The following is a 10,007-nucleotide window of genomic DNA, read 5'->3' as shown; positions in this document are numbered from 1 at the left end:
GTCGCTCTTTGTGGAGGTGACGATTACCTAACAATCGGTCGATTCGTTTGATGTTATGTTTTGTTCTCGCTTTGGTTGGCAGGTTACGGCCAAGTTCGGTAAGAGTGAGAGTTTTACAGTCAAGTAAGGCGTGGCAAGCCAACGTTAAGCTGTTGAGTCGTTTTAAGTGTAATTCGGGGCAGAATTGGTAAAGAGAGTCGTGTAAAATATCGAGTTCGCACATTTTGTTGTCTGATTATTGATTTTTGGCGAAACCATTTGATCATATGACAAGATGTGTATCCACCTTAACTTAATGATTTTGATAAAAATCATTAGGGGATTCATCAGTACTTTGCACCGCTTTACCCTCCAACATCTTTACCCATTCCGCCGTGCCATACAATACACCTTGGTCGCTGTGAATAATCGGGCATTCTGTCGGTTTAAGAATTGTAGCGTGCAACTTGTTGCACGAAATCGTGAATGCCCGAAAGGGTTAAATAACGTTCCGTGCGTGATTCGGTCGTGCATCAAGATGCACGCTACGAGGGGTAAATAATCCTCCTATATGTTGAATTTTAGTTGTCAGCCTTGTTCATTATATAGCGAGGATTTTTTTCTGTTCATCGCTTAAGCTATTTGTCTCCATACGCATAGCGTATGGTTTTTATAGCCTGACTTTGCCTGGCTATAATCAAAGGCCGTCTGAAAATTCAGACGGCTTTTATATAACGAAGTGCGGTTAAATTTTTAGGTGTTTTTTGTGAATTATCCTAAGAACTCAACCACTTGTTTTTAAAACTTCACTGTTTCACCATCTTCTGGAATTGCTATATTTTCAAGCTTGTTTGCTTGGACAAATTGGCGTAAATCCTTACGGTACACAGACATATGGTTTACCGCATCCATGTGCACCGTGATAAGTTTTGTATTCGGTAGCATTTGGCGAGCATGAGCAACATCTTGTAACCCCATAATAATGCCGTCATTCGGAAAAGCTAAGGTACGCGCATCACCTGTGTTCATAATCATTACATCTGGTTTATAACGATTAATGGCTTTGTTTACTTCGGCAGTCCAAATTGTGTCACCAACCAAGTAAACCGTTGGATGACCTTTCGCTTGGAATATTACGCCCATCGCCTCATCTAAAATCTCGGCCAATTGTGGTACAGCGTACATTTCTGTTGTACCGTGAGAACCACCGGTTTTATTTAAAATAATACCTTCAAACTCCACCGGTTTTTCCAACGATAAACTGGTTATATTTGTAAAACCTTGCGCTTTGAGTAAGTCGCCATCCCGTTCATGCTGCACAAAAATTTTGATGGATTTAGGTAAAATTTTTTGTGCAACCTCATCCCAATGATCTTCATGTGTATGAGTCAAAATAATGGCATCAACATCTTTGAAAGTATCTTCTGCTTTCATCGGCAATTCCACAAGTGGATTACGCAAATGGCTATTTAATGTTCCTTCAAAGCCTGCATAACGTCCTTTTTCAGCAAGCATCGGGTCAATTAAAAAAGTTTTCCCTGCATAGTTCAGGCGACCAGTAGCATTGCGGATATGTTGGTAGCTATCAGTGTTTTTAGAGGCAAGATCTACAGCGAAAGTATTTGCGCTAATAGCCAATGCTGTAGTGCTAATTAAGGTTTTTAAGTTCATTGTTTTTCCCTTTCTATATACGTTATTGAATGAATAAACATATTATAGTGAGAACAAAATTGCGCAAAAATAGACAAAAAATCAATAAACGTAATAATCAGGTCATTTTTGTGCTATGCTCATATCAAAGTAGGAGAAATAAAATGAATAAACCCACAGTTGCTTTGATTGTGTATGAACAAATGATGCCCATTCATTTTGCGATGGCATATTCCGTTTTTTCTATGTCGGATTTAAACGGCAAGTCGTTATTTGAGTGTAAAATCGTTAGCGATTCGGACAACCTGACAAACTCGCTATTTCACATACATTTAGATGGAGGTTTAGAATGGTTGGATAATGCCGATATTATTGTGATGACTGGATGGCATGATACTCAAGTAATGCCGAGTGAGGCTTTATTAACAGCATTACGGCAAGCGTATCAACGTGGTGCGACAGTAGTGGGTTTATGTTATGGTGCCTATGTGTTAGCGTGCAGTGGTTTACTTAACGGCAAAAAAGCAACTACACATTGGCTAGGAGATAGTGATTTTACTAGTCGCTTTCCGCAGGTGAAATGGGATTTAAATCCTATTTATTTAGAACAAGATCGACTGATTACCTCAGCAGGAACAGCAGCTTCCATGGATTGTTGCCTTTCTATTGTCCGTAAATTATATGGTGTGAAAATTGCCAATCATATTGCCCGAATACTGGTTATCCCCCCTCATCGTGAAGGCGGACAAGCACAATTTATCGAACGCCCTATTTCTCGTTCCACACCTAATCATAATATCAATGCGTTGCTTGCTTATTTAAATGAAAATCTGACCGCACTTCATTCGACTGATAGTCTTGCCGAACGTTTGTCAATGAGTCGTAGCACTTTCACCCGACATTTTCGCAAAGCAACCGGAATGTCATTAAATCAATGGTTAATTGAAGCAAGGCTACAGCGAGCAAGAGAGCTTTTGGAAAGCACAGATTTATCTATTACTGACATTGCAGAACAAAGTGGATTTCATAGCGATACCGCCTTGCGTCAGCACTTCTTGAAGAAACATAAGATTTCACCGAATCGCTGGCGTAAGCAGTTTCAAATTGAGGATATTTAGATCTTTTTATTTTAAAGTGCGGTCAGATTTTTAGATGTTTTTACAAATTCAAAATTAGACCGCTTGTTTGATATAAAGCCAGTCTATTCCTCTTCCCTCTCCCCGTTAGGAAATTTGATTAGATAAAAATAAAAAAGGTGAGCTAAAATGCTCACCTTCTAAACTAATATTTTGTAATTATCCGAACACTTTTTCCAAATGTGCTTGGTAGTCTGCTAAGTATTGTTCTACTTGTGGATTTTTAATCACATCGTTACATAAGAATGTTGGCAGACGGGTCAAGCCGATAAACTCATTGAGTTTGTGGAAGTGCATGTATAAAGCATCCACGCCTTTGCCTTCGAAAAAGTCGCCTTCACGAGTGAACGCTTCAATCGGCGCATTCCAAGTAAGCGAAAGCATGTGTTTTTTGCCTTGCAACAAGCCACCTGTGCCGTAACCTTCTGTCGGATTGACACGATGACGGCCATCACTGTGGTAAAGCTTGCCGTGTCCAGCGGTTAATACTTCGTCTATGTATTTTTTCACTGTCCAAGGTTCGTGCATCCACCAGCCTGGCATCTGCCAAATCACGGCATCCATCCACAAGAATTTTTCGATTTCTGCTTCAACATCATAGCCAGCATCGATCACAGTTTCTTTTACATTGTGTCCAAGTGCGGTCAAAACTTCTTTCGCTTTTTTGTGAAGTGTGTGGTTTAACTCACCATGCGAATGTCCGAAATTTTTACCACCATCTAATAATAAAATATTCATCTTTTGCTCCTAAAACAATAATCCAAAGAGGACTTTATTATGCTGTTTTACTTTATACTTAAAAAGTACAAAAATAAAAAAAACTCTTTTGCGTTAAAAAGAATAATAAAATGAAAACAACTTCTGAAGAATTAACGGTATTTGTACAAGTAGTCTAAAATGGCAGTTTCAGCCGAGCAGCCAAGCAGCTAGCGATGGCAAATTCTGCGGTAAGTCGTGTGGTGAAAAGGCTAGAAGAAAAATTGGGTGTGAACCTAATCAACCGTACCACGAGACAGCTAAGACTAACAGAAGAAGGCTTACAATATTTTTGTCGCGTACAGAAAATTCTACAAGAAATGGCCGCGGCAGAAGCCGAAATGTTGGCTGTGCACGAAGTTCCTCAAGGCGTATTATGAGTAGATTCTGCTATGCCAATGGTGTTACGTCTGCTTATGCCACTGGCAGCGAAATTCAACGAACACTATCCACATATCCAGCTTTCGCTAGTTTCTTCCGAAGGCTATATCAATCTGATAGAACGCAAGGTCGATATTGCCTTACGAGCTGGAGAATTGAATGATTCTGGGTTACGTGCTCGTCATCTGTTTGATAGCTACTTCCGCGTAGTCGCCAATCTAGAATACTTGGCAAAACACGGCACACCACAATCAACTGAAGATCTAGCCAACCATCAATGTTTAGGCTTCACTGAACCTAGTTGTCTAAATACATGGGCGGTTTTAGATGCTCAAGGAAATCCCTATAAAATCTCACCTCACTTTACCGCCAGCAGCGGTGAAATCTTACGGTCATTGTGCCTTTCAGGTTGTGGTATCGCTTGCTTATCAGATTTTTTGGTAGACAATGACATCGCTGAAGGAAAATTAATTCCCCTACTTTCTAATCACATCACCGATGAAACGCTCCCTTTCAACGCTGTTTATTACAGTGATAAAGCTGTCAACCTTCGCCTACGTGTGTTTTTAGACTTTTTAGCAGAAAAGCTGAGGGGATAATTAAAATTCATAAACATCAAATTTTGAAATCAATTTGCAAAAATACTTTAAAACCTGACCGCACTTCATTCGACTGATAGTCTTGCAGAACATTTATAAATGAGCCGTAGCACTTTCACCCAACATTTTTGCAAAGCAACTGGAATGTCATTAGATCAATGGTTAAATGGTTAATTGAAGCAAAGCTACAGCGAGCAAGAGAGCTTTTTGAAAGCACAGATTTATCTATTACTAATATTGCATAACAAAGTGGATTTCATAGCGATACCACCTTGCGTCAGCACTTCTTGAAAAAACATAAAATTTCACCGAATCGCTGGCGTAAGCAATTTCAAATTGAGGATATTTAGATCTTTTGATTTTAAAGTACGGTCAGATTTTTAGATGTTTTTACAAATTCAATTCACAATTAGACCGCTTACCCTATCAAGATCTTCCAGTACTTAAACCCGCTTTGCCGTTTTCCCACAAGGTTTTCAGCAATACTTTCCACGCCGACAATTTAGGATTGGGCTGCTTGCCTTGCCCAATCAAGTCCATTTGCGTCATATACCAATTCATTTCCAACATTGCGCCCGCTTTTTTATCACAAACACCACGCCTGTTTGGATGCGGTCGGTTTGCACGGTTTGGTAAGTGCCGTTTTGCATTTGGTTTGCAAAATCGGGCACCAAAGCAAACGGGCGAGTGACGCCGACCAAATCCAAATGGCCGCTGGATAAGGCATCTTCCATGGCGCTTTGTGAACGGAAGCCGCCGGTAATAATCAAAGGGAATTTTCAAAAGATGGTTTTAGTGTACAAATCACAGCGTTTCATCAATCATTATCTCAGTCTGCAAGCCGTTTCAGACGGCCTTTTCGTAAAAAGAGCGGTCAAAATTTTAAGTGTTTTGCAAATCATCTTAAAAACTTGACCACTTGCATCATTATCAAGACCGCAGCCGTCTGAAACATTGATAGACCGGTTACTGATGCCCGCTTTCTGCTACTTTTGTCCATTTTGCCAATGTCTGCTTCATTTGTGCCTGAGGGATGAAGCGAGCCATCCGCTCAACTTCCTTGCCTTGATAAAAAAGCAGCCATGCAGGTGCAGTCAGCACGTGGAAACGTCCGGCCATTTCGGGTATTTCAGCAATATCGGCTTTTACGGCATACACATTTCCTTCCTCCGCCAAAGCTGACTCAAGCTGGGCGGCCACGACTGTACAAACGCCGCAGATTGGGGCTTTGATGTACAGTGATACTAAAGGGTGTGTGGCGATGGCCTGTTCGATGTCTTTCAGAGTGTGTAGTTGTTGCATGTCATGTACTCCTTTGAGCGATTAAGCACGTTTCAAGTTGTCTAGAAAAGGGGCTTTCAACGAAATAAAAACAAGAAAACGGTTTGAGTCGTTTAGATTTTCTCTACTACTATCGCTACACTTACGCACCCGTTTTCCATGAAGCGATGCGTTTCAAATTATCCACCGTGTCGTGATTGACGATGGCAGCGAACGTGCCGTCCAGTTTGGCAATTTCTGCTTTGTCTTCATCGCTGAGAGCAAAATTAAAGACATTCAGGTTTTCCGCTATGCGTTCGGGTTTGGTGGATTTTGCCAACACGATGATGTCGCGTTCCACCAGCCAGCGGGTAATCACTTGCGCCACGGATTTGCCATATTTCGTACCAATTAGCGACTGACAAAATGGTGGGCAAAAGCCCACCGCTTCAAGTTGATGTTTTATCATTAACCAAACACTTTTTCCAAGTGTGCTTGGTAGTCTGCTATGTATTTTTCCACTTGCGGATTTTTAATTACATCGTTACACATAAATGTCGGTAAACGGCTCATACCGAGGAATTCGTTGAGTTTATGAAAGTGCATGTACAAGTCATCCACGCCTTTTCCTTCAAAAAAGTCGCCTTCACGGGTGAATGCTTCAATCGGCGCATTCCAAGTAACCGAAAGCATGTGTTTTTTGCCATGCAGCAAACCACCTGTGCCAAATCCTTCGGTCGGGCTGACACGATGGCGGCCGTCATGTTGATAAAGTTTTCCGTGTCCGGCGATAAATACTTCATCTATGTATTTTTTCACTGTCCAAGGTTCATGCATCCACCAACTGGGCATTTGCCAAATCACAGCATCCATCCACAAGAATTTTTCGATTTCTGCCTCAACATCATAGCCAGCATCAATCACAGTTTCTTTTACATTGTGTCCAAGTTCGGTCAAAACTTCTTTTGCTTTTTTGTGAAGCGTGTGGTTTAACTCACCATGCGAATGGCCGAAATCTTTACCACCGTTTAATAATAAAATGTTCATTTTTAACTCCTAGAATAAATAATTTATAAAAAAAGGATGTGATGTTTACGGATATTGTCTTCTGTTTACTCTCATGAAAGTGCAGTCATTTTATGATTTGTTTTTATTGAGATAAATATAGTTTAGCTTTATTATGTAATGAATTAAACTCACTAATAAAAGAGAGTTTAAAGAGAAAATGCAGAACTTTAACGAACTGAATTATTTTTTGACGTTGGCGCAAACGCAGAGTTTTGTGAAAGCGGGGCAACTTTTGGGGATTTCTTCTTCGGCGTTGAGCCATAGCATGAAAAATTTAGAAACGCGGCTGAGCCTGCGTCTGTTCAACCGCACTACACGCAATGTGTCACTGACCGAAGCGGGGCAACAGCTTTTCGACCAACTTTTCCCACTTTATCAAGCCATAAACCAAGAAGTCGATGCATTAAATGATTTTTTGAATATGCCATCGGGATTGATTCGCATCAACGCCCCGGCGATGGCAGCGGAAGCCGTGTTGTATCCAAAATTAAAGCCGATTTTGAACCAATACCCGAAAATCCGCTTGGAAATCGTGGTGGACGATCGTTGGGCAGATATTGTGAAAGAAGGATTTGATATGGGCGTTCGGTTAGGTAACAAGGTAGCGAAAGAGATGATTGCGGTGCCAATTTCCGCACCGCTCAAAATGGCATTGGTTGCCTCGCCCGATTATTTGGCGCAACATGGTTCACCGAAAAATATTGATGATCTGCAACAACACCGCCTTATCGGCATAAAACTCTCCGCCGAACACGGCGCGGAAATGCAGTGGGAATTCAAATACAAAAAAGAACTGATTACGTTCACACCAAAATCGCAATTTTCCATCAACAATCATCTGCGTCAGCAAGCTGTTTCAGACGGCCTTGGCATTGCATGGATAGCACACATGAGCGTGGCGGATGCACTCAATTCGGGGCACCTGGTCGAGCTGTTGCCTGAGTATGCTATGACTTACGAACCGCTTTACCTCTATTACCCCAGCCGCCGCGGGCATTCCAATGTGTTTAAGTTGATTGTGGATGCGTTAAAAGTAAAAGCCGTCTGAAATTTCAGACGGCCTTTTTTATGCGAAAGTGATCTGCATCCCAAAACCTGGACACCTAATTTGAGGTGCAGATTATGTCCTACTCTTGTCTTTTCATTCCAAGCCAGATTTTCTAGCCTCCTTTCAAAATCGCCCTTAATCGATCAAGTTGGTTTTGTGTTTTTTCTTGTTTTTGCTCAGTGGTTAGTTTTGGTTTATCGCGTTCCCACAGCACATCGTCATTGGGTAACTCAGCTAAAAATCGGCTCGGTTCTGGGCGAACTAATTCACCATATTGACGGCGTTCTCGACACAAGGAAAAGGTAAGTTCTTTTTGCGCTCTTGTGATCCCCACATAAGCCAAGCGGCGTTCTTCTTCCACGTTGTCTTCATCAATACTTGTTTGGTGGGGCAAAATGCCCTCTTCCATACCAATCAAATAAACATAAGGAAATTCCAATCCTTTAGATGCATGTAATGTCATCAGTTGAACTTGATCGCTGTCATCATCATCTTCGCCTCTCTCCAACATATCGCGTAATGTTAGGCGGGTTACCACTTGATTAAGGTTCATCGGTTCATTGGTTTTATCGCCTTTTAACATATCCGCAACCCAGTCAAATAGCGTAGCGACATTCTTACTTTGCATTTCTGCGGCTTTAGGGCTTGTCGCGTATTCGTACAAATATTCTTCATAATGAATTGCGGATAACATAGAACGTACCGCCCGTTCAGGTTCAGAACGTTGAATTTCATCATTAAGTTCTACAATCCAACGGCCAAATTTTTGCAATGAATCATAGGCTTTTGGTGTGATGCGTTGAATAAGCTCAAACTCAAAAATAGCGTCAAACAAACTGATGTGCTTTTCTTGAGCCAACTCACCAAGTTTTTGTAACGTTGCAGTGCCAATTTCACGTTTCGGTGTATTCACAATACGCAGGAATGCGGCGTCATCATCTTGATTTACCACCAATCGCAAATACGCCATCATATCTTTGATTTCTGCACGAGAGAAAAAAGAAGTACCGCCCGAAATTTTGTAAGGAATGCGGTTTTGCATTAGTACTTTTTCGAGTAATCGGGATTGATGATTGCCTCGATACAAAATCGCATAATCTTTATATTTGGTTTTACGGCTAAAACGATGGGCGATCAGCTCGGCGACAATCCGCTCTGCTTCGTGTTCTTCATTTTTTGCTTCGATAACAAGCAATTTCTCCCCTTCTCCAATAGTTGAAAAAAGTTTCTTATCAAACACGTGCTCATTGTTATCAATCAAGATATTGGCACAATGCAAAATACGCTGGGTTGAGCGGTAATTTTGCTCTAGCTTAATCACGTTCAAACGAGGGAAATCATCGCGTAAACGCACAATATTTTCTGGTCGTGCGCCACGCCACGAATAAATAGATTGGTCATCATCGCCCACCACAGTGAAACAAGCACGATCACCCACTAAAAGTTTAATCAGCTCATACTGGCTGGTGTTGGTGTCTTGATATTCATCCACCAACAAATAACGAATTTTTGCCTGCCATTTTGACCGCACTTCTTCATTTTGCTTGAACAATAATGTTGGAAGCATAATCAAATCATCAAAATCAAGGGCATTGTAAGCTCGAATTTGTGTGGCGTAACGCTCATAACATTTTGCGAAAGTTTGATATTTTGCATCACGCGCCAACGCAAACGCCTGTTTTGGCGAAATCAAATCGTTCTTCCAATTAGAAATCACGGAAATTAACTCACGCAATAAATCCTTATCTTCTTTTAACACATCAGCGGTTAGCTCTTTTAACAACGCAAATTGATCATGTTCATCAAACAAAGTCATATTTGATTTAAAGCCCAACGCTTTATATTCACGCTTAATAATGTCAAAACCGAGCGTATGAAAAGTGGAAACAAGCAAGCCCTTAGATTGCTCTTTGCCAATGGAATGAGCCACACGCTCTTTCATCTCTCGTGCCGCTTTGTTAGTAAAAGTAACAGCCGCAATTTGTTTCGGAGAATAACCGCACTTTTCAATTAAATGAGCAATTTTATTAATAATGACACGAGTTTTGCCAGAGCCTGCGCCAGCAAGCACAAGACAAGGGCCTGTCACATATTCAACGGCTTGTTGTTGTTGAGGATTGAGTTTCATAA

Annotated in this window: 9 protein-coding genes and 4 pseudogenes; 4 read left to right on the top strand and 9 right to left on the bottom strand. The window is 41.1% G+C overall.

The genetic code is table 11. The annotated features are described in order from the left end of the window. The 3 genes and pseudogenes from KP712_RS07950 to KP712_RS07940 form a co-directional block, all read right to left on the bottom strand. Nucleotides 1–223, bottom strand: a pseudogene (locus KP712_RS07950) (IS4 family transposase); the annotation flags it as partial. A gap of 69 nt (nt 224–292) precedes the next feature. After that, nucleotides 293–445, bottom strand: coding sequence for a hypothetical protein (locus KP712_RS07945; protein WP_215770808.1), 153 nt, complete (start codon nt 443–445; stop codon nt 293–295). 332 nt (nt 446–777) lie between these two features. Beyond that, nucleotides 778–1,650: an MBL fold metallo-hydrolase gene (locus KP712_RS07940; protein ID WP_215770807.1), complete on the bottom strand. Its 873-nt coding sequence runs from the start codon at nt 1,648–1,650 to the stop codon at nt 778–780. 143 nt (nt 1,651–1,793) lie between these two features. Here KP712_RS07940 and KP712_RS07935 point away from each other — a divergent pair, with 143 nt between their 5' ends. Further along, nucleotides 1,794–2,747, top strand: a complete 954-nt coding sequence (locus tag KP712_RS07935) for a GlxA family transcriptional regulator (RefSeq protein WP_215770806.1) — start codon at nt 1,794–1,796, stop codon at nt 2,745–2,747. Between the two features lie 177 nt (nt 2,748–2,924). Here the strand turns inward: KP712_RS07935 and KP712_RS07930 are convergent, their stop codons facing one another. After that, the gene (locus KP712_RS07930) at nt 2,925–3,503 is read right to left on the bottom strand and encodes an NAD(P)H-dependent oxidoreductase (RefSeq protein ID WP_215770805.1); all 579 of its coding nucleotides are present in this window, start codon (nt 3,501–3,503) and stop codon (nt 2,925–2,927) included. Between the two features lie 110 nt (nt 3,504–3,613). Between KP712_RS07930 and KP712_RS07925 the strand changes: the two are divergent. Together KP712_RS07925 and KP712_RS09195 are read left to right on the top strand one after the other, a co-directional pair. After that, nucleotides 3,614–4,501, top strand: a pseudogene (locus KP712_RS07925) (LysR substrate-binding domain-containing protein). 51 nt (nt 4,502–4,552) lie between these two features. Next, nucleotides 4,553–4,851, top strand: a pseudogene (locus KP712_RS09195) (helix-turn-helix domain-containing protein); the annotation flags it as partial. A 76-nt stretch (nt 4,852–4,927) separates the two neighbouring features. Here KP712_RS09195 and KP712_RS09190 read toward each other — a convergent pair. The 4 genes and pseudogenes from KP712_RS09190 to KP712_RS07905 all read right to left on the bottom strand — a co-directional run. Then, nucleotides 4,928–5,274 (bottom strand): annotated as a pseudogene (locus KP712_RS09190) (NADH oxidase); the annotation flags it as partial. Between the two features lie 193 nt (nt 5,275–5,467). Continuing rightward, nucleotides 5,468–5,803, bottom strand: a complete 336-nt coding sequence (locus tag KP712_RS07915) for a thioredoxin family protein (protein ID WP_111315152.1) — start codon at nt 5,801–5,803, stop codon at nt 5,468–5,470. Nucleotides 5,804–5,924: 121 nt separating this feature from the next. Further along, complete coding sequence (locus KP712_RS07910; RefSeq protein ID WP_207929724.1) at nt 5,925–6,230, bottom strand: aldo/keto reductase; 306 nt, start codon at nt 6,228–6,230, stop codon at nt 5,925–5,927. Continuing rightward, nucleotides 6,230–6,808 (bottom strand): NAD(P)H-dependent oxidoreductase, encoded by a 579-nt coding sequence (locus KP712_RS07905; protein ID WP_048953296.1) that lies wholly within the window; start codon nt 6,806–6,808, stop codon nt 6,230–6,232. Before KP712_RS07905 ends, KP712_RS07910 begins: the two co-directional genes overlap by 1 nt. A 178-nt stretch (nt 6,809–6,986) precedes the next feature. Between KP712_RS07905 and KP712_RS07900 the strand changes: the two genes are divergently transcribed. Then, nucleotides 6,987–7,877, top strand: a complete 891-nt coding sequence (locus KP712_RS07900) for a LysR family transcriptional regulator (RefSeq protein WP_111407786.1) — start codon at nt 6,987–6,989, stop codon at nt 7,875–7,877. 112 nt (nt 7,878–7,989) lie between these two features. Here the strand turns inward: KP712_RS07900 and rep are convergent, their stop codons facing one another. Continuing rightward, nucleotides 7,990–10,005, bottom strand: a complete 2,016-nt coding sequence (gene rep, locus KP712_RS07895) for a DNA helicase Rep (protein ID WP_111407787.1) — start codon at nt 10,003–10,005, stop codon at nt 7,990–7,992. Nucleotides 10,006–10,007 lie beyond the last annotated feature (2 nt).

The organism is Haemophilus sp. SZY H68, assembly GCF_018829685.1.
GTDB classification, from domain to species: Bacteria; Pseudomonadota; Gammaproteobacteria; order Enterobacterales; family Pasteurellaceae; genus Haemophilus; species Haemophilus haemolyticus_K.
The sequence above is the reverse complement of the archived record's forward strand: the minus strand, read 5'-3'. Positions and strand labels throughout refer to the sequence as shown.

Bases quoted from the DNA above. Each gene is read 5' to 3' on its own strand.
- KP712_RS07940 (WP_215770807.1), bottom strand. From the start codon at position 1,650: ATGAACTTAAAAACCTTAATTAGCACTACAGCATTGGCTATTAGCGCA.
- KP712_RS07935 (WP_215770806.1), top strand. From the start codon at position 1,794: ATGAATAAACCCACAGTTGCTTTGATTGTGTATGAACAAATGATGCCC.
- KP712_RS07930 (WP_215770805.1), bottom strand. From the start codon at position 3,503: ATGAATATTTTATTATTAGATGGTGGTAAAAATTTCGGACATTCGCAT.
- KP712_RS07915 (WP_111315152.1), bottom strand. From the start codon at position 5,803: ATGCAACAACTACACACTCTGAAAGACATCGAACAGGCCATCGCCACA.
- KP712_RS07910 (WP_207929724.1), bottom strand. From the start codon at position 6,230: ATGATAAAACATCAACTTGAAGCGGTGGGCTTTTGCCCACCATTTTGT.
- KP712_RS07905 (WP_048953296.1), bottom strand. From the start codon at position 6,808: ATGAACATTTTATTATTAAACGGTGGTAAAGATTTCGGCCATTCGCAT.
- KP712_RS07900 (WP_111407786.1), top strand. From the start codon at position 6,987: ATGCAGAACTTTAACGAACTGAATTATTTTTTGACGTTGGCGCAAACG.
- rep (WP_111407787.1), bottom strand. From the start codon at position 10,005: ATGAAACTCAATCCTCAACAACAACAAGCCGTTGAATATGTGACAGGC.